At 66.9% G+C, this 17,827-nt stretch carries 17 protein-coding genes; 10 read left to right on the plus strand and 7 right to left on the minus strand.

What is annotated here, in order from left to right; translation table 11 throughout:
* Positions 1-11: 11 nt before the first annotated feature.
* On the minus strand, positions 12-452 hold the full coding sequence (locus ACOGI8_RS10270; RefSeq protein WP_419853709.1) for a Fur family transcriptional regulator: 441 nt from the start codon (positions 450-452) through the stop codon (positions 12-14).
* Between the two features lie 144 nt (positions 453-596).
* On the opposite strand from ACOGI8_RS10270, the gene ACOGI8_RS10275 reads away from it, so the two are divergent.
* The 3 genes from ACOGI8_RS10275 to ACOGI8_RS10285 all read left to right on the plus strand — a co-directional run bounded on the left by ACOGI8_RS10275 (position 597) and on the right by ACOGI8_RS10285 (position 3,050).
* Entirely contained in the window at positions 597-1,241 is a 645-nt protein-coding gene (locus ACOGI8_RS10275; protein WP_419853710.1) for a dimethylsulfonioproprionate lyase family protein, read from the plus strand.
* A gap of 84 nt (positions 1,242-1,325) precedes the next feature.
* Positions 1,326-2,453: an alcohol dehydrogenase catalytic domain-containing protein gene (locus ACOGI8_RS10280; RefSeq protein ID WP_419853711.1), complete on the plus strand. Its 1,128-nt coding sequence runs from the start codon at positions 1,326-1,328 to the stop codon at positions 2,451-2,453.
* Positions 2,454-2,621: 168 nt separating this feature from the next.
* Positions 2,622-3,050, plus strand: coding sequence for a rhodanese-like domain-containing protein (locus tag ACOGI8_RS10285; RefSeq protein ID WP_419853712.1), 429 nt, complete (start codon positions 2,622-2,624; stop codon positions 3,048-3,050).
* 11 nt (positions 3,051-3,061) lie between these two features.
* Here ACOGI8_RS10285 and ACOGI8_RS10290 read toward each other — a convergent pair whose 3' ends face one another.
* The 5 genes from ACOGI8_RS10290 to ACOGI8_RS10310 all read right to left on the minus strand — a co-directional run bounded on the left by ACOGI8_RS10290 (position 3,062) and on the right by ACOGI8_RS10310 (position 8,222).
* On the minus strand, positions 3,062-3,976 hold the full coding sequence (locus ACOGI8_RS10290; RefSeq protein ID WP_419853713.1) for an oxidoreductase: 915 nt from the start codon (positions 3,974-3,976) through the stop codon (positions 3,062-3,064).
* 4 nt (positions 3,977-3,980) lie between these two features.
* A complete protein-coding gene (locus ACOGI8_RS10295) occupies positions 3,981-6,128 on the minus strand; it encodes a heavy metal translocating P-type ATPase (RefSeq protein ID WP_419853714.1) in 2,148 nt (715 codons plus the stop codon).
* An 89-nt stretch (positions 6,129-6,217) separates the two neighbouring features.
* Positions 6,218-6,640 (minus strand): DUF1330 domain-containing protein, encoded by a 423-nt coding sequence (locus ACOGI8_RS10300; protein WP_419853715.1) that lies wholly within the window; start codon positions 6,638-6,640, stop codon positions 6,218-6,220.
* 46 nt (positions 6,641-6,686) lie between these two features.
* A complete protein-coding gene (locus tag ACOGI8_RS10305) occupies positions 6,687-7,817 on the minus strand; it encodes a methyltransferase domain-containing protein (RefSeq protein WP_419853716.1) in 1,131 nt (376 codons plus the stop codon).
* Positions 7,818-7,832: 15 nt separating this feature from the next.
* A complete protein-coding gene (locus ACOGI8_RS10310) occupies positions 7,833-8,222 on the minus strand; it encodes a hypothetical protein (protein WP_419853717.1) in 390 nt (129 codons plus the stop codon).
* Positions 8,223-8,400: 178 nt separating this feature from the next.
* Between ACOGI8_RS10310 and ACOGI8_RS10315 the strand changes: the two genes are divergently transcribed.
* A complete protein-coding gene (locus ACOGI8_RS10315) occupies positions 8,401-9,414 on the plus strand; it encodes a sterol desaturase family protein (RefSeq protein ID WP_419853718.1) in 1,014 nt (337 codons plus the stop codon).
* A 49-nt stretch (positions 9,415-9,463) separates the two neighbouring features.
* The gene (locus ACOGI8_RS10320) at positions 9,464-10,210 is read left to right on the plus strand and encodes a sulfotransferase family protein (RefSeq protein WP_419853719.1); all 747 of its coding nucleotides are present in this window, start codon (positions 9,464-9,466) and stop codon (positions 10,208-10,210) included.
* A gap of 73 nt (positions 10,211-10,283) precedes the next feature.
* Here ACOGI8_RS10320 and ACOGI8_RS10325 read toward each other — a convergent pair whose 3' ends face one another.
* Complete coding sequence (locus ACOGI8_RS10325) at positions 10,284-10,517, minus strand: hypothetical protein (protein WP_419853720.1); 234 nt, start codon at positions 10,515-10,517, stop codon at positions 10,284-10,286.
* Positions 10,518-10,796: 279 nt separating this feature from the next.
* On the opposite strand from ACOGI8_RS10325, the gene ACOGI8_RS10330 reads away from it, so the two are divergent.
* From ACOGI8_RS10330 to cysC, 5 genes are read left to right on the plus strand one after another with little or no spacing between them, the layout of a single operon-like run.
* Positions 10,797-11,984, plus strand: a complete 1,188-nt coding sequence (locus ACOGI8_RS10330) for a DUF1214 domain-containing protein (RefSeq protein WP_419853721.1) — start codon at positions 10,797-10,799, stop codon at positions 11,982-11,984.
* Positions 11,981-14,329 carry an SDR family NAD(P)-dependent oxidoreductase gene (locus ACOGI8_RS10335; protein ID WP_419853722.1) on the plus strand — a complete coding sequence of 783 codons (2,349 nt, stop codon included), beginning with the start codon at positions 11,981-11,983 and terminating at the stop codon, positions 14,327-14,329. Before ACOGI8_RS10330 ends, ACOGI8_RS10335 begins: the two co-directional genes overlap by 4 nt.
* Positions 14,326-15,249, plus strand: coding sequence for a sulfate adenylyltransferase subunit CysD (cysD, locus tag ACOGI8_RS10340; protein WP_419853723.1), 924 nt, complete (start codon positions 14,326-14,328; stop codon positions 15,247-15,249). Before ACOGI8_RS10335 ends, cysD begins: the two co-directional genes overlap by 4 nt.
* Positions 15,249-17,192: a sulfate adenylyltransferase subunit CysN gene (gene cysN, locus ACOGI8_RS10345; protein WP_419853724.1), complete on the plus strand. Its 1,944-nt coding sequence runs from the start codon at positions 15,249-15,251 to the stop codon at positions 17,190-17,192. Before cysD ends, cysN begins: the two co-directional genes overlap by 1 nt.
* Complete coding sequence (gene cysC / locus ACOGI8_RS10350) at positions 17,189-17,803, plus strand: adenylyl-sulfate kinase (protein ID WP_419853725.1); 615 nt, start codon at positions 17,189-17,191, stop codon at positions 17,801-17,803. The genes cysN and cysC overlap by 4 nt, the downstream gene beginning before the upstream one ends.
* Positions 17,804-17,827 lie beyond the last annotated feature (24 nt).

Here is a 17,827-nt window from a genome sequence, read left to right on the forward strand (position 1 = left end):
AAGTGCCGTCGTCATGCAGAGCTCTCGGCGACGGCGGGCTCTGCCTGGCAGACCGGGCAGATGCCCCAATAGATGACCTCGGCCTCGTCGATCGTGAAGCCGTGGTCTTCGGCAGCCTCGAGGCAGGGCTGGTACCCCACAGCGCAGTCGACGTCGACCATCCGGCCGCAGCTCCGGCACACCAAGTGGTGATGGTTGTCGTCGACCCGGTCCTCGTAACGCGCCGCCGAGCGTGCCGGCTGGATGCGCCGGATCAGACCTTCTTCGGTCAACATGGCCAAGGCGTCGAATACCGCCTGTCTGGATACAGACCCGATATTGGCACGCACATCGCCGACCAGATCGTCAGCAGCGGCATGAGGTCGGGCAGACACGGCATTGAGCACCGCCAACCGCTGCGCGGTCACCTGGATCCCACGGTCCCGCAGCATCTGCACGGTGTCCTGAGGCATGTGGCGACTATATCAGATTCTGGACTTAGTCCAAAACCAGCACAGAACAAAAATCGTCGAGCCGCCAGCGAGCGCGTCTCGGGTCCGCAGACCGGCGCCGCCCACTCGACGGAAGGCGAAACCGGCATAGCCATATGCGCACTGATGACTGGCCCCGGCTGGGACAATTGCGATGTGGCGGGTGTCATTGATGAGCTGCTGCAGCGGATCGCTGAGTTTCACCGCAGCCGTCTGATTGTCCCCGGGTACCCGATGGTTGCCAGGGTGCTCGATGCGCTCGACGAGGCCCGCAGCCCCGCCCTGGTCGAAGCTCGCCATTTGCCGGTGCTGCGGCATCTCGACGCAGTCGAGCTCTGCGGCGACGTCGCCGTCGATGCCGTGCTCGAGGAGTTCCTAGCTCTCGCTCCAGCGTTGCCGTGGATCCAGACCGCCGGCTATCGGGACGTGCTGAGCCAGGACTTCCACGACAACTACGGCTACGTGCAGCTCATCGGCCCGACATCAATTGTCGAGCACCGTTCGGTGAGGGTCGGCATCGGTGTCTGGGGACCGAACCTGCACTACCCCAGCCACCACCATGAGGCCGAAGAGCTGTACCACGTGCTGGCCGGCGAGCCGACGTTCACCAGCGGCGACGGCGTGCCCCGAACGGCCGGGCCCGGTGGCGCCGTGCATCATGCACCGTGGCAGCCGCACCAGCAGGACTTCGGCGCGACGCCGACGGTGCTGCTCTACTGCTGGACCGGCGAAGTGGTGACTGACGCCGCGCTCGTCGATGGCGATTGCTGACCGCACGCGTCCTTGTCAGCGTCCGGCGCGCCAACGTGTCGGCCGGTCATTCGGGCTGGGACGGCTCCGGCAAGCTGGAGGGGCATGAAGATCAGGGCGGTGGTGCTGGACGCCGTCGGCGAGCCGGTGCGGGTCGACACGCTGGATCTGGCTGAGCCGCGGGAAGGCGAGGTATTGATCCGGATGCGAGCCGCCGGCGTATGCCACAGCGATCAGCACGTCATCACCGGCCGCCACAGCGCGGACCTGCCGTGTGTGCTCGGGCACGAAGGCGCAGGCGAAGTGGCGGCGGTAGGGGCCGGCGTCGAGTCGGTGCGCGTCGGCGACCGGGTGGCGCTCAACTGGCTCCCGAGCTGCAAGGCGTGCTTCTACTGCAGCCGTGGCCAGGAGCATCTCTGCCGTGAGGTCGTCGGCAGCCTCTGGCCGGGCTTCATGACCGACGGCAGCAGCCGGCTTTCACGCAACGGCGAGACGATCCGCCACTACTCGGGTGTCTCGACCTGGGCTGAGTACATGGTCGTTGCCCAAGAGTGCTGTGTGACGCTCCACGACGACGTGCCGTTCGAGGTTGCCGCGCTCATCGGCTGCGCGGTGGCAACCGGCGTCGGGGCCGCTCGGTACCGGGGCGACGTCGGACCGGGCGACCGTGTGGCAGTCGTGGGCGCAGGCGGTGTGGGGCTCAGCGTGATCATGGGCGCGGCGCTGGCAGGAGCCGAACGGATCATCGCCGTCGATCGGGAAGCGACTAAACGCGACTTGGCTGCCTCGCTCGGTGCCACGGATTTCGTCGAGGCGAACGAAGGGGCTGACGGGGACGCCATCGGCCATTCCATCGACCGGGTGCTCGAGTTGACTGGCGGCCGTGGCGCAGATGTCGTGTTCGAGGCCATCGGCAATGCCCGGCTCCAGCAGGAGTGGATCCGTGGCGTGCGGCCGGGCGGCGCGCTCGTCCTCGTGGGAATACCGGGCAACGACGAGACGACACCGTTCAACAGTGCCGAGCTGTCCCGCCAGAGCAAGACCGTCAGGGGCAGCTACTACGCCGAGACCGACGCTGGACGCTCCATTGACGATCTGTGCGGCGCCTACCTCGAGGGCCGGCTTCCCGTCGATCGCCTGATCTCGGGGCGCTACTGCATCGACGACGTGCAGCACGCCATCGACGCAATGCTCAGCGGCAGCGAGGGCCGAACCGTCATTACCTTCGACTGACCGGTGCGTCAGTCCGGAACGCGGCGCGGTACCGGCGGGGCGTGGTGCCGATCCGAACGGCGAGAGTCACTCGGCAGATGCAGGTCGCGGCAGCCAATGCCTCCTAGATTGCCGACCGGCAGTTGACCACGCTGCTGCGCTGGAACCGACTTGAGGACGTCTCCCCCGATGAGCAACGCAACGCTGACCCCTGTCACGAACCCGGTCACCGAGATCCCTGCTGGCTCGCCGGCGCTGGCCGTCGAGCACTTCGAGCGCTTGCTGGCGCTCGAAACCGACTGCTGGGACGTGAATGAGGCCATGCAGAGCGGGTCGCCCGGCTTTGTGCTGCTGCAGACCAACAGCGATCAAGCCAGCTTCGATGCGGGACACGTACCGGGCGCGATCTTCATGCACCACACGACGATCACCGAGGAGGCCCTGGCGCAGTACCCACCAGACACGCTGTTCGTCGTGTACTGCGCCGGACCGCACTGCAACGCGGCAGACAAGGCGGCTGTCCGGCTCGCCCGACTGGGCCGGCCAGTCAAGAAGATGATCGGCGGCGCTATCGGCTGGCTCGACGAGGGCTTCGCATTGGTGGGATCACCCGCATAGAACGCAGCGGGTCACACCTCGAAGCTGATCCCGGTGACCTGTTCTGACGCCTCCCACGTCTGCCGCTGCAGCCCTGGATCGCGTGAGCGGTCGCTGGATCCCACCAGCACCGGATGACCTCGCATCTCCCACAGTCCGTCAGGCCCGTAGAACTCGCCGCCCGCAGCGGCAGGGTCGGTCGCGGCCCGCAGCGTGGCCAAGGCCCCTGCGGCCGCACGGTGCTGCAGCGGACGAATCAGCGGCCGCATCAGCCCGATGAACGGGAAGTCGCGCAGGATCTCCGTTTCGGCCCATCCAGGATGGGCCGCCAATGCGATGGTTTCCGCGCCGGCTGCGGCCAACCGGCGCTGCAGTTCGTGGGTGAACAGCAGGTTCGCCAGCTTCGAACGGCCGTAGGCGGCCGACTGGCTGCGACCCTGCTCCATTCCGAAGCGTTCGAAGTCAATCCGGGCGCGGTACCGGTGGGCGTTGCTGCTCACGGTGACGACCCGAGAGCCAGCGACTGGCAGCAGACGATCCAGCAGCAGGCCTGTCCACGCGAAGTGTCCAAGGTGGTTGGTGCCGAAGCGGATCTCGAACCCGTCGGAGGTCTGCCGCCGGGGTGTGTGAAAGACCCCGGCGTTGTTGACGAGCAGATCGATGCGCTCGTACCGATCGGCGATGGCCGCAGCCCCCCGGCGCACCGAATCGAGCGATGCTAGGTCCGCCTCCTGCAGCGCCAGCTCAGCGCCAGGATGCTCGGCGCGTATGGCGTCGGCTGCTGCGCCGCCCTTGGCGAGGTCGCGGACCACCAGCACCACCAGCGCACCGCGGCCGGCAAGCGCCCGCGCCGTTTCGAAGCCGTTCCCCGAGTTGGCCCCGGTCACCACGGCGACCCGGCCCGACTGATCGGGAATGTCCTCAGATGTCCACGTGTCGCCAGTCACTCAGTCAGACAGTCTGGCGGCTGCCTGTGAAGCGTCGCAGGCGGAGACTGTTCGTCACGACGAACAGCGATGAGACGCCCATCGCGCCGGCAGCGATCATGGGGTTCAGGATGCCGAACGCCGCGAGCGGGATGGCGGCGGCGTTGTAGGCGAAGGCCCAGAACAAGTTCCCCTTGATCGTCGACAGGGTGCGGCGTGACAGCGCAATGGCGTCGGCAACGGCCCGCAGATCGCCGCTCACGACGGTGAGGTCGGACGCCTCGATGGCTACATCGGTGCCGGTGCCGACGGCAATGCCCAGGTCGGCCTGAGCCAGCGCCGGGGCATCGTTGATGCCGTCTCCCACCATCGCCACTCGCTTGCCGGCGGCTTGAAGCCGCTGCACGGCGGCGGCCTTGTCGTCGGGATAGACCTCGGCGATCACCGACTCGATGCCGGCTTCGGCGGCGATCGTCCGTGCCGTGCGCTCGTTGTCGCCGGTGAGCAGCGTCACCGCCAGGCCCTGCTCTTGCAGTGCCACTATTGCCTCCGCCGAGGTCGGCTTGATGCGATCAGCGACCACCAGCACGATCTCCGCGGTGCCATTGCGGCCAGCAAGCACAGCCGTGGCCCCGGTGGCCTCAGCGTCGGCAGCCAAGTTCGCCACGCCGGCCGGCACAGCGTCGAACAGGCTGCGGCGGCCCACCCGGACCTCGACGCCGCCGACCGTTGCGATCACACCCGAACCGGGCGCAGTCTCGAATTCCTCGACCTCGACCAGCTCGTCGACCGAGCCGGCGATGGCTTCAGCGATCGGGTGAGACGACAACGCCTCGGCCGATGCCGCCAGCCGGTGCACCTCGTCGCGTTCGGCGGCCGGAAGCTGTCCCGCCTGGACATCGGCGAGCGTCATAGCACCCTCGGTGATCGTGCCGGTCTTGTCCACCAGCACCACGTCCACCGAGCGGGTGTCCTCGAGAACCTCGCCCCCCTTGATGATGACGCCGAGCTGAGCGCCCCGGCCGGTCCCCACCATGATCCCGAGCGGCGTCGCCAGCCCGAGGGCGCACGGGCAGGCGATGATCAGCACTGCCACCGCGGCGCTGAATGCAGCGCTGGCCTCGTTGCCCAGCAGCAACCACGCCGCCAGCGTGAGGATCCCGATGACGATGGCAATGGGCACGAACACCGCCGACACCCGGTCGGCGAGCCGCTGCACCTCTGCCCGGCTGCCCTGGGCTTCGTCAACCAAGCGGATGATCTGCGCCAGCGCCGTGTCTGCACCCACCTTGGCCGCTTCGACGACGAGCGCTCCGTTGGCGTTGATCGTGGCGCCGATCACCTCGTCGCCGGGCCCGACCTCCACGGGCACCGGCTCGCCGGTCACCATCGACGCATCGACTGCCGAGCGCCCGTCCACGATCACGCCGTCGGTGGCGATGCGCTCCCCCGGCCGGACCACGAACCGCATGCCGACCGCCAGATCGGCGATCGCGATCTCACGCCCGTCCACCAGGCGGGCGGTCCGCACGCCCAGATCTGCCAGTGCGCGGATGGCGTCACCCGAGCGGCGCTTGGCCCGCAGCTCCAGCCACTTGCCCAGCAGGATGAGCGTGACGATCACGGCGCCGGTCTCGAAGTACACGTGGCCGTCGCCGATGCCGCTGATCGACACCGTCAGCGACCACGCCAACGCGGCAAGCGATCCCATCGACACGAGCGTGTCCATGGTGGTGGCGCCGTGCCGCAGGTTGACCGCCGCTGCTCGATGGAACGGCCAGCCGGCTCCCACGATCACCACGGCCGCCAGCACAGCGACCAGCCATTCCCAGCCGCTGAACTGCAGCGCCGGGATCATCGAGATCAGCACCGACGGCACCGTCAGCACCACGCCGCTGACCAGCCGGGCCAGCAGTTCGGCCTGGCGCCGTTGCTCAGCCGTCTCGCTCTCGCCCTTTGCGACAACCGAGTAGCCCAGCGCTGCAATCTCCGCCGCAACGAACGCCTCGTCGAGCGACCCGTCGTGGGTGATCGTGGCCTGCCCGGTAGCGAAGTTCACCTGCGCCGCTGCCACGGCGTCCAGTTCGTCGAGTCGGTGCTGGATCCGGCTCGCGCACGCGGCACAGGTCATGCCGTCGATTGCCAAGTCGGATCGAGCGGTCGCCGCCGTCACATGACCACTCTAAGTTGAACCTTCCAGCCGGAAGGAATCCTGACGAAGGGCCGGCCAGCAAGAACCTGTGCGGCCGAGCCGCCTCGGGCTCACTCGCGGACGAACTGAGCGACCGTCTCGATGTTCAACTGGCCAGCCAGCCCGGCCGTGCGATGCACCGCTGCCTCGCGCCATTCCGGTGACGACGACATCGCCAGCAGCGCTCCCCTGTTCGGGTACTTGGCGATGGCGACCTCGTCCCACAATTCCTCGACCTGGCCGAGCGACAGGAACGTCACGTTCGCTGCGAACTGGATCTCGCCGCCGTAGTCACGAATGATCCTCGACACCGCCCGGCCGTACAGCTGGTACGCCTCGAAGCCGGTCAGATCGGTCTCGCGACCGTCCTCATACTCGGCCTTGTCCTTGAACTTCAGAAGGTTGACCATGTAGATCGGCCCGTCAGGCCCGGGCTGCATCATCTCGTCGATGCGCTCGGGGCTCGTGGGCATCACTTCGTTGACGACCTCCATCGGGTCACGCTCCTGTCGTGGGCAACGGCCCCATCAGTCAACTACGTCAGGCCTGGCCGACCAGAAGGGTGAGCTGACCCGTCTTCTGCTGCTTGCCTGTCTGCAGCACTCGCCCCGTCGGTACCGACGTGATCTCGACCGCGCCGTCGTCGAATCCCGCACTGACCGACTCGGCCACCAGATCCATGTCGCGCATCGGGCCCCAGAAGGGCTCGTGGTTGTAGTAGGTGTCCCAGTCGATCATCGCCTGGGTGACCGGGTCGACGCCCGCGTACCCCGCGAAGTCGGCGTGCACCATGAGCCCGCCGGGCGCCAGCAGTCGGCGGCACTCGGCGAACATCCGGCGCAATGCCGCTGGCGACATCTCGTGGATCACGATGTGCGAGACGATCAAGTCGAAGTGCCCGTCCGGATAGTCGGTGCACTCGGCGTTCTGCTGGGAGAAGTGCACTGCCCGCCCGAGCGATTCGGCCCGTGCATGGGCGTACCGCAGCACGGGTGCGCCCAGGTCGATTGCATGGACTTCCGCGTCCCCGAACGCATCGACGTAGGGCAGCGTGGAATTGCCCGAGGTGCAGCCCATGTCGAGGATCCGCCGCGGCGAGAACTCGGGATGGGAGACAGCCAGGAAGTTCTGGCAGACGGACTGCCCGTAGTCATCGTTGAGGGCACCCATCTGGCCCATCGCGTACACATAGACGCCGCGGTCGAACAGCGCCCCGACCGAGACATCGTCGTCCATGTACTCGCCCCGGTAGCCGCCCGGCATGGCGTGAATGTCGACCTCGGCGTTGTACCAGGGGATCTCCAGATCGGGATCGAGGCGCAACGAACCGAGCCCCGCATCGGCCGATCGGGCGCGTTCTGCGAGGTCGCCCGCCTGGCGAGCGATGGCATCGCCGACCGAGCTCCACAGCAGGTGCTGGCTGGACCGGCGCACCGAGCTCCACAGGCGGTAGTAGGTATCGGAGCTCAGCGCTTCGCGGACTTCGTGCCGGTCCGCCGGCTCGTCGCCGTGCTCGTCCACCCACTGCTGTCGAACCCGGCGGTCGTAGATCTCGCGAACACCGGGACTGACCCGGGTCGCGATGTGCGACTTCAGCGCCTGCACGAAGCTCTCCCGAGCGCTCTCGTCGTGCGTCTCGGTGGGCAGGAGCGGGTGTGTTTTCTGGCTCATCTGGCTGTCCCCCATCTAGAGCTCTGCGAATGCGCGATCGACAATCTGGAGATAGCGGTCCTGTGTGTCGCCGGCCAGCGCCTCTTCGCGCATCTCTTCGAACACGCGATAGACGCGACCGGCGAACGCCGCCGCCTCGGCAGCACGGGCTGCGGTCTCGTCACCGTCAGGCCGGTACGCCTCGATCGCCGCGGCAGCATCGATGCCGGCCTCGGCAAGCACTGCCTCGAGCGTGGTCTGCCGCTCACGCAACGCCCACACCTCGGCCGCGAGCGCCGTCACGATCGCCAAGACCGCATCAGTCGCACCATCGTCATCGAAGAACGTCGGCCTGGCGCCGCGCGCCGTGGTCGGAAAGCTGCGCCCCTCAACCGGCTGGGCTTGCGGCGCCGTCTGCTCGCCCATCCCCCTAGCTTCTCAGACTTTCGCACACTGGTGGTTGGTGAGCCGCCGGGTTGCTCATGCTGCCCCGTTTTGGGCTGTGAAATGGCGGTCGGCGACCTCATTTCCGAACATACACTGGTGTAGGTAGCAGGCTGACAGGCCTGACGGAAGCAGCGTGGGGTTGCTCGGGGGTGATGCGATGCCCTTGACGTCATCGTCGCCTGACGGCGGCCGCGCGATGTGGAACTTCGCGCCGGAGTTGCCGCTGCGCACGGCACCATTCCTGCACTGGCCTCCCCGACCGGGCGCCATTGCGAAGCACCTCGGGCGCACATGGCTGCCGCTGCGGTCCCGGTTCTTCATGCTCGCGGTGGCGTTCGGCGTCTGGGCGTGGTTCATGCCGTCGCTCGAACGCACGGAGAGCTTCGAATTCGGCTGGATCTTCGGGATCTGGCTTCGCAACCTGATCCTGGTGACACTCGTCGCCGGTGGGCTGCACGTCTGGTTCTACGTCGTGCGTCGTCAGGGCGACGGCCTGCGCTACGACTCCCGCCCGTTCGGACGCAACAAGCGGGTGTTCCTGTTCGGCAATCAGGTGCGGGAGAACGTCTTCCTCACGCTCGTGCCGGCTGTGCTGATCTGGACCGGATTCGACTCGTTGCTGCTGTGGGCGTACGCCAATGGGCACGCACGCCTCATCACCTTCGAGAGCAACCCTGTCTGGTTCGTGCTGTTCCTGGTGGTCATCCCGTGGTGGTCGATCCTGTATTTCTCGACCCACCACCGGCTGCTGCACACCGGCCCGGCTTACCGTCACATCCATTCGTGGCACCACCGCAACACCAACGTCGGCCCGTGGTCTGGGCTCTCGATGCACCCCGTCGAGCACCTCGTGCTCTTCTCCGACGTGGTGCTGCTGTTCCTCGTGCCGTCGCACCCGCTGCACCTGTATTTCATGATGATGCACCACGGCCTCGGGGCACCCCTGTCGCACACCGGCTACGACGCCTTGCTGCTGGGGCCGCGGGCCGGCCGCCAAGCGCGGTTCGAGCTGGGCGACTTCCACCACCAGATCCATCACCGGTTCATCGAATGCAACTACGGGGGTTACGAGTCGCCGCTGGACGAGCTGATCGGTGCGTTCCACGACGGAACGCCAGAGGGCGCTGCAGCGCTGTCTCACCGCTCCCGCAAGCGGACCAAGGCCCGCTGAACTCGCAGGCCCGCGCAGGTTGTTGCACGCTGGGCGCGGAGGTGGCTCGATGTTCCTGACCTTGTGGGCCACGCCTCGCTCGGTCTCCACCGCCTTCGAGTGGATGATGCGCCAGCGAGGCGACTTCGAGTGCTTCCACGAACCGTGGAACGAGCTCTACTACTACGGCGAGGGCCGCCGGTCGCAGCGCGACGCCCACGTTGAGGCGCGCCCTGGCCACACCTACCCGGCGCTCTGGAACCGCCTGTCGGAACTCTCTCAGTCACAGAACGTGTTCGTGAAGGACTTCGCCTACTCAGTCGAGCACGACCTCGACGACCGCGAGCTCTCCGCGATGACCCACACGTTTCTTGTCAGGGACCCCGAGCGGGTCGTGCAGGGTCTCGGGCATCACTGGCCCGACTGCACCTGGGACGAGGTCGGGTTCGAGTCGCTGCATCGCCTGTTCTGCCGGATCGCAGAGCGAGACAGTGCTCCCCCGCCTGTCATCGATGCCGCCGACCTGACCGGCGATCCGGAAGGCACGGTCCGGTCATTCTGCGCTGCAGTCGGCATCGAGTTCATGCCCGCGGCGATGTCGTGGGAACCGGGCGAGCGCACCGAGGTGAGCTGGTACGGCGAGGGCACGGGACCGTGGCACGACAATCTCCGGCACAGCTCTGGCATCACAACGCCGCGCACCGAGTACCCGCCGCTGGAGGACTCGCCGCGCCTCGCGGAGATGTACGAGCGCTGCCTGCCGCTGTATGACGCCATGGCCGCCCACAAGCTGGACCCCACCGCCACGCTCGCGTAAGAGCACCGTCCGCTGCGGTGTCGTCTTGGACGGTTACGTCCCTTGGAGCGAGGTCAGGTTTGCGCTGGGCCCGCTATGCGACGGCAGTCGTACCGCGATCAGATGCCGGCCTGAATTCGATGTCGATCTCGATGCCGTCGGACCCGACATCGAGTAGTTCGGCGACCACACTTCGCGCAACTCGTTCTACGTCGCTCTTGCGGCGGGCTTGACTGACACCAAGGACGTTGCGAGGCAGGCCCGAGATGATCTCGATCTCCCACCAGTCACCGTTTCGTTCTGCAACTGCTCGAAATGGTGCGCTCATGAGTCTTCTCCCGGCGCCACTTGCTCAAGATGCTCTTCCAGCTTGCCAAGGATCGCTCGCGCTGTTCCGTCCGCAATCTCTCGATGCCTCGGGATCGGGAATCTGAAGCCGGCGCACTCCCAGATCTCATGCCTGCCCTGGCGCAGGACTACAGCCGTGCAGCCATACCCATCGGCGAGCCGACGGATTTGACGCACTAGCTCGGTTCGCTTCGGCACCGTAGCTGTCTAGGGAACCTACGACAAGCAACGCAAGGGAATTTGTCAGTAGACCTACGCCATGCGACGGTTCGTCATCGGTCTGCTTGCTGCGTTCCGGAAGGCCACCCAGCTCCTGCGGCGGGTTCGAGGCGTCACCGACGACGACGTGGCTGAGCGGCGCGTCACGAGCGGCCAGTCGTGGAACGAGTTCTGCGACTCGCTCAAGGCGGCGGGCGCTGCGCTGAGCTTCCCGGGAGCGCCGCAGGACCCCTTCAGCCAGGCGGAGGGATACCGCTATCTGAGCCGCATCACGAGGGCAGGCCTGATGGCTTTCGTCGAGCACGCCGACCCCAAGGCACCCGTGCTGCATCGCGTGGTCAATGAGAACACCAAGATGGGAGCGGACAATCCCGACAACTTCTACCTGACGGCTTCGCTCGACGGGAACTACGACTACAGGATCACCGGCCGGCGCAACACCATCGCCTACCTGAGCTTCGGGACCCAGTCGGGCAACTACGGCCAGGGAGGCGGGCTGCCCCCCACCGGCTACATCGAATCCGACGAGATCGAGATGGACGCCGACGGGCGGTTCGAGCTGGTGCTCAGCAGCAGCCCGCAGCAAGGCAACTGGCTGCCGATGACACCCGAGACTGGTGCCCTGGTGGTGCGCCAGACCTTCGGGGACCGCAGCTCCGAGACGCCGGCAGATCTGTCGATCGAACGCATCAATTGCACCCCAGAGGAAGGCCAGCCTTCGCATCTCACGGCTGCGGCGCTCGACGAAGGTCTGGGCAAGGCCGGGGCGCTGGTGATAGGCGCGCCGCTGCTGTTCGCCAAGTGGGCCCGTGACTTCTCCAAGCACAGCAACGAGCTGCCCAGATTCGACCCGGACGTCTCGTTGGCAGCGGGCGGCGACCCGAACATCGCCTACTACCACAGCCACTGGGCGCTGGAAGCCGACGAGGCGCTGCTGATCGAGGTCATGCCGCCGGAATGCGAACACTGGAACTTCCAGCTGAACAACTACTGGATGGAGTCGTTGGATTATCGCCACTTCACCGTCCACACCAACATGCATCTCGCCCGGTACGAGGACGACGGCTCGGTGCGTCTCGTCGTTGCGCACGACGACCCGGGCTTGCCCAACTGGCTGCAGACCGCCGGCCATACCTTCGGCACCATGTGCTTCCGCTGGGTGCGAGCCAACGAGCACCCCCAACCGGCGTGCCGGGTGGTCAAGCTCGCCAGCCTGCGATCGTCATGACCTCCACCGACTACGAGCACCCCTACCGTCCGCTGGGGGTGCGAGCCTTCAACCGGCTCAGCGAGGCCGGCACGAACTTCGGGCTGTCGGATCGCCTGGATGTCAACGCGCTTCGGGATGCGGCGCGACGCAAGACCGGTCTCAGCGATTTCGGCGACGACGGCCACGCGGAAGCCCTCGAGGTGTTGGTCACCTCGATCAACGCCGAAGCCCGCCTGACCCCCGCCGGGCGCCTGATTCAGAAGTCAAGGCTCACCGGGGCGCTGGTGCAGCGTTTGCGAATCGAAGACCTGCTGCAGCGGCATCCCGAGATTGCCGACATCGATCTCGGCAGGATCATCGTGATCAGCGGCTTGCAGCGCACCGGCACCACCCTGCTGCAGCGCCTGCTGATCTCCCACCCCGATGTCCGCGGCATCTCCGGGGCCGAAGCGCTGGTACCGGTGCCGGGCAGCCAGGACAGCGACCGGGCCGAGCGGACCCGCACACGACAGGCGATGATCGCCCAGAAGTCGATCTCGTACCTGGCGCCCGAGTTCATGGCCATCCACCCGATCAGCCATGACGAGCCGGAAGAAGACGTCCTGCTGCTGGATCTGAACTTCATGAGCCAGTCGCCCGAAGCGACCATGCACGTGCCGAGCTACGCCCGCTGGCTGGAAGAGCAGGATCAAACCCCCGCGTATGAGTACCTCCGCCGGGTCCTGCAGGTGCTGTCGTGGCAGCGACTGGGCCGCACCTGGGTGCTCAAGACCCCGCACCACCTCGAGCACCTCGACGTGTTCCTGCGCGTGTTCGAGGGTGCCACCGTCGTGCAGACCCATCGAGACCCGCGGATCGCGCTCGCCTCGTTCTGCAGCATGGTCGCCCATGGCCGCGGCATGTTCAGCGATCAGGTCGACCCGGCGGAGATCGGCCGGCACTGGTGCCGCAAGACGCACCGGATGGTGGAGCGGGCCATGCAGGTTCGCGCCGGGTCACCGGCCAGCCAGTTCGTTGACGTGTCGTACTACGACCTGGTGGCCGACCCGATCAGCGAAGTTCGACAGATCTGCGAGGCGGCCAGCGTCGGCTTCGACGAAACAGCCGAGCGCGAAGCCGAGCAGTTCATGGCAGCGAATCCGCAGAACCGGTTCGGCACCCACGACTACCGGCTCGAAGACTTCGGGCTGACCGAGCACGGCATCGACGAGACGTTCGCTGCGTACCGCGAGGCATACGCGATCCCGTTCGAGAGCGACCGGCGCCTGCCGTCGGGCGCCGATGCCCCGCCGTCATCGTCGGCAGCGGGCGAGAATCCTGCGGCCGAGGGACAGCCGGAACGCGGGATCGGCGACCGCGGCTTCGTCGGTGCCCTGGCCACGGCTGTCCGTGACCTTCGCAATCCGGCAGCGCCCGACATCGAACCGGTCCCCGACGACGTGAGGATTGACGGCGAGACCTGCCTGGTGACCGGCGCCAACAGCGGGCTCGGCAGGGCAGCCGCCATCGAGCTCGCACGGCGTGGCGGCCGCATGATCCTGGCTTGCCGCCCCGGCCACGACGGCGTCGTCGAGGAGATCAAGCGCGAATCCGGTTCGGTGTCGGTGGAGCTGATCGACGTTGATCTTGCCGATCTCCGGTCGGTGCACCGTTGCTGCGATGAGCTGCGTGATCGTGGGGTCCGCATCGACATCGCGCTAATGAATGCCGGCCTGATGACGCCGGCAGCAAGGCGCTCTGCGCAGGGCTACGACGAGATGTTCGCAGTCCATTTCCTGGCAAACCGGGTGATGATCGACCGCTGGCTGTCCGATGGCGTCGTCGTTCCGGCAATTCCGGGCGGTGACCCGCCACGGATCGTGTTCGTCTCTTCGGAAGCTCACCGATCCAGTGCGGCCATCGAGTTCGATCGCCTCGGCGAGTTCGCCCCCTACGGCATGAAGGACAGCATGCGGCACTACGGCTTGAGCAAGCTCGCGCTGTGCACCTACGCCACGGAGTTATCGCGCCGGCTGAATCGCCAGGGCGGCGTTGGCGATGACGTCGACGACAGCGAAGAACTCGAGGTGGCAGTGCATGCGCTGTGCCCAGGAGGCGTCGCCACCAACATCACCCGCGGCGCGCCTGCGCCGCTCCGATCGGTCGTCGACCCGCTGCTTCGGCTGTTCTTCCGGTCGCCAGATGACGCCGTCGAGCCGATCGTCTGGCTGTGCTGCGCGCCCGAGGCCGGCAGCTCCACCGGGCTCTACCTGCACCTGATGCACCGCAAGCAGGTGTCCGAGAGTGCAGGGGACCCCGACAACGGGGCCAAGCTGTGGGACGTCAGCCAGGTCATGGTGGAGCAATCGAGGGGTTCTCAATGAGCGCGACTCTGCCCGCCGAGCTGCGGCTGACCCACCTGCAGCAGCTCGAAGCCGAGGCGATCGGAATCATGCGCGAAGTCGTCGCCCAGTGCGAGCGGCCGGTCATGCTGTACTCGATCGGCAAGGACTCCTCGGTGCTGCTGCACCTCGCCCGCAAGGCGTTCTTTCCCGGCAAGATCCCGTTCCCGCTGCTGCACGTGGACACGACGTGGAAGTTCCGCGAGATGATCACGTTCCGCCAGCGCATGGCCGGCGAGATCGGCTTCGAGCTGATCGTCCACACCAACACTGAGGGGGTCGCGCAGGGCATCAACCCGTTCGATCACGGGTCGAAGAACTACACCGACATCATGAAGACCCAGGCGCTGCGCCAAGCGCTGGACGCCGGTCGATTCGATGCGGCGTTCGGCGGCGCCCGGCGCGACGAGGAGAAGTCGCGGGCCAAAGAGCGGGTGTTCAGCTTCCGCGACGCCCATCATCGCTGGGACCCCAAGAACCAGCGGCCCGAGCTGTGGAATCTCTACAACGGCCGGGTGAACCAGGGCGAGTCGATCCGGGTGTTCCCGATGAGCAACTGGACCGAGCTCGACGTGTGGCAGTACATCCACGTCGAGCAGATCCCGATCGTGCCGCTGTACTTCGCGGCCGAGCGGCCGGTGGTGGAACGCGACGGCGTGCTGATCATGGTGGACGACGACCGGTTCGTCTTCGATGAGGGCGAGGTGGCCGAGCAGCGGCTGGTGCGGTTCCGCACGCTCGGCTGCTACCCGCTGTCGGGTGCCATCGAGTCGACGGCCACCACGCTGCCGGAGATCATCGGCGAGATGCTGGTGGCCACCCGCTCCGAGCGGGAGGGCCGAGTGATCGACTTCGACCAGTCGGGATCCATGGAGCAGAAGAAGCGCGAGGGGTACTTCTGATGGCCCCCGAGCAGACCGGCGGCGGCGCTCCCGCCATGTCGGATGTCGAGACGTACCTGGCTTCGCATCAACAGAAGGACCTGCTGCGCCTGCTGACCTGCGGCAGCGTCGACGACGGCAAGTCGACCCTGATCGGCCGCCTGCTGCACGACTCGCAGCTGATCTACGAGGACGTGCTCGCCAGCCTCGAGGCCGACTCGGCTACCCACGGCTCGGCGGGCGAGGGGGTCGACTTGGCGCTGCTCATGGACGGCCTGCGAGCCGAGCGCGAGCAGGGCATCACCATCGACGTGGCCTACCGCTACTTCTCCACGGCCCGCCGCACGTTCATCATCGCCGACACCCCAGGGCACCCCCAGTACACCCGCAACATGGCGACGGGCGCCTCGACGTGCGATCTGGCGGTCATCCTGATCGACGCCCGCCACGGCGTGCTGCCCCAGACCAAGCGCCACAGCTACATCGCCAGCCTGCTGGGCATCGGCCAGGTGGTGGTGGCGGTCAACAAGATGGACCTGGTCGGCTGGTCGCAGGATCGGTTCACCGAGATCTGCGAGGACTACCGCTCGTTCGCAAAGCCGCTCGGGTTTGGCCAGCCGTACTTCCTGCCGATGTCCGCGCTCTTGGGCGACAACGTCGTCGACGCCAGCGGCAACCTGGGCTGGTTCGACGGTCCGCCGCTGCTGGAGCATCTTGAGACAGTGGACATCGATGCCAGCGTCGAGCTGGAGCATTTCCGCATGCCGGTGCAGCTGGTCGCCCGCCCCGATGCCGACTTCCGCGGGTACGCCGGGACCGTAGCTTCGGGCGTGCTCCGGCCCGGTGACGAGGTGGTGGCGCTGCCTTCGGGGCTCGGCTCGACGGTGGAACGGATTGCCACCTTCGATGGCGACCTTGATGTGGCCGGGCCGGGACGGGCGGTCACGGTGACACTCGTTGACGACATCGATGTCAGCCGAGGCGATCTGCTGGTGACTCCAGGAAGTGAGCCCCAGCGGGCACACGACCTCGACGCCATGGTGGTGTGGATGTCTGAGGCCGGCGCCGAGTCCGGCAGTTCCTACCTGCTGCAGACGGCCAACACGGTCTCCAACTGCACCATCCGCAACGTCCGGCACCGGATCGACATCAATACGGGCGCACACGAGCAGGCCCCGGGCCTTGGGCTCAATGACATCGGGCACTGCGTCATCACCTCAGACCGGGAGCTCGCCTTCGACCCCTACAGCGCCAACCGGGCGACCGGCTCGTTCGTGCTCGTCGACCGGCTCACGAACGCCACAGTGGCCGCAGGAATGATCATGGGCGCGGCGTCTGCGTGGGACCGCACGCCCGATGCGGCACTGGTTCGCCAGCGCTCGGAGATCAGCGATGCGGAGCGGGCGATCCGCTTCGGCCAGCAGCCGTGCACCATCCTGCTGACAGGGCTCACGGCGGCCGGCAAGTCCACGCTCGCCACGGCGCTCGAGCGGGAGCTGTTCGATCGGGGCAAGGTGTCGATCCGTCTCGACGGCGAGAACGTTCGCATGGGCATCTCGCGTGACTTGGGTTTCAGCACCCAGGAACGCTCGGAGAACCTGCGACGGGTGTCGGAGGTGGCACGACTCGTCAACGGCCAGGGCCTGATTGCGATAGCTGCAATGGTGGCCCCCGACCGTGACGTGCGGCAGCGTGCCCGTGACCTGGTGGGCGCGGATCGCTATGTGGAGGTCTTCGTGGACACGCCCATCGAGGTGTGCCGCGAGCGGGACCCTCACGGCCTGTACGCGATGGCCGACAGCGGCGAGATCCCCCGCTTCCCCGGCGTCTCTGCCGATTTCGACCGGCCGACCGACGCCGATCTGCGCGTCGACACCTCGACCCAAGACGTCGACGAGTGCATCGACGCCATCGTGCGCATGCTGACCGAGCGCGGTTTTCTGAGAGGGCAGAACACGCCATGAGTGCGGGCGCAGGGAGCGAACCGGTCTCGCGCAACATCGTGCGCGCCGAAGGGCACGTCACCGGCGCCGACCGCGAGGCGCACTTCGGCCACCGTGCGGTGACGGTGTGGTTCACGGGGCTCTCAGGCAGCGGCAAATCCACACTTGCATTCGCCCTCGAAGCGGCCCTGCTCGAACGCGGTGTCGCTGCCTATGTCCTCGACGGCGACAATGTCCGCTTCGGCCTCAACCGTGACCTCGGCTTCTCGCCCGAAGACCGCGCTGAGAACATCCGCCGCATCGGCGAGGTGTGCCGCCTGTTCCAAGACGCCGGCGTCGTCGTGCTCACAGCCTTCATCTCGCCCTACGTGGCCGATCGTGACCAGGTACGGGCCATCCATCCCGAGGGCGCCTTCATCGAGGTGTTCGTCGACACCTCGCTCGAGGTCTGCGAGTCCCGCGACCCCAAGGGCCTCTACGTCAAGGCCCGAGCCGGCGAGATCCCCGATTTCAGCGGCATCTCCGCCTCCTACGAGCCGCCACCCTCGCCCGAGATCACCATCGACACCACCCAGCCCCTAGAAGACTGCCTAGTCCAACTCCTCGCCGCCCTGCCCGTGTCTCCAAGATGATCGGTACAAGCGGCGGCTTAAACG

The organism is Candidatus Poriferisodalis sp. (assembly GCF_965204195.1).
Lineage (GTDB): Bacteria > Actinomycetota > Acidimicrobiia > Acidimicrobiales > Poriferisodalaceae > Poriferisodalis.

Bases quoted from the DNA above. Each gene is read 5' to 3' on its own strand.
- ACOGI8_RS10270 (WP_419853709.1), bottom strand. From the start codon at position 452: ATGCCTCAGGACACCGTGCAGATGCTGCGGGACCGTGGGATCCAGGTG.
- ACOGI8_RS10275 (WP_419853710.1), top strand. From the start codon at position 597: ATGACTGGCCCCGGCTGGGACAATTGCGATGTGGCGGGTGTCATTGAT.
- ACOGI8_RS10280 (WP_419853711.1), top strand. From the start codon at position 1,326: ATGAAGATCAGGGCGGTGGTGCTGGACGCCGTCGGCGAGCCGGTGCGG.
- ACOGI8_RS10285 (WP_419853712.1), top strand. From the start codon at position 2,622: ATGAGCAACGCAACGCTGACCCCTGTCACGAACCCGGTCACCGAGATC.
- ACOGI8_RS10300 (WP_419853715.1), bottom strand. From the start codon at position 6,640: ATGGAGGTCGTCAACGAAGTGATGCCCACGAGCCCCGAGCGCATCGAC.
- ACOGI8_RS10305 (WP_419853716.1), bottom strand. From the start codon at position 7,817: ATGAGCCAGAAAACACACCCGCTCCTGCCCACCGAGACGCACGACGAG.
- ACOGI8_RS10310 (WP_419853717.1), bottom strand. From the start codon at position 8,222: ATGGGCGAGCAGACGGCGCCGCAAGCCCAGCCGGTTGAGGGGCGCAGC.
- ACOGI8_RS10315 (WP_419853718.1), top strand. From the start codon at position 8,401: ATGCCCTTGACGTCATCGTCGCCTGACGGCGGCCGCGCGATGTGGAAC.
- ACOGI8_RS10320 (WP_419853719.1), top strand. From the start codon at position 9,464: ATGTTCCTGACCTTGTGGGCCACGCCTCGCTCGGTCTCCACCGCCTTC.
- ACOGI8_RS10325 (WP_419853720.1), bottom strand. From the start codon at position 10,517: ATGAGCGCACCATTTCGAGCAGTTGCAGAACGAAACGGTGACTGGTGG.
- ACOGI8_RS10330 (WP_419853721.1), top strand. From the start codon at position 10,797: ATGCGACGGTTCGTCATCGGTCTGCTTGCTGCGTTCCGGAAGGCCACC.
- ACOGI8_RS10335 (WP_419853722.1), top strand. From the start codon at position 11,981: ATGACCTCCACCGACTACGAGCACCCCTACCGTCCGCTGGGGGTGCGA.
- cysD (WP_419853723.1), top strand. From the start codon at position 14,326: ATGAGCGCGACTCTGCCCGCCGAGCTGCGGCTGACCCACCTGCAGCAG.
- cysN (WP_419853724.1), top strand. From the start codon at position 15,249: ATGGCCCCCGAGCAGACCGGCGGCGGCGCTCCCGCCATGTCGGATGTC.
- cysC (WP_419853725.1), top strand. From the start codon at position 17,189: ATGAGTGCGGGCGCAGGGAGCGAACCGGTCTCGCGCAACATCGTGCGC.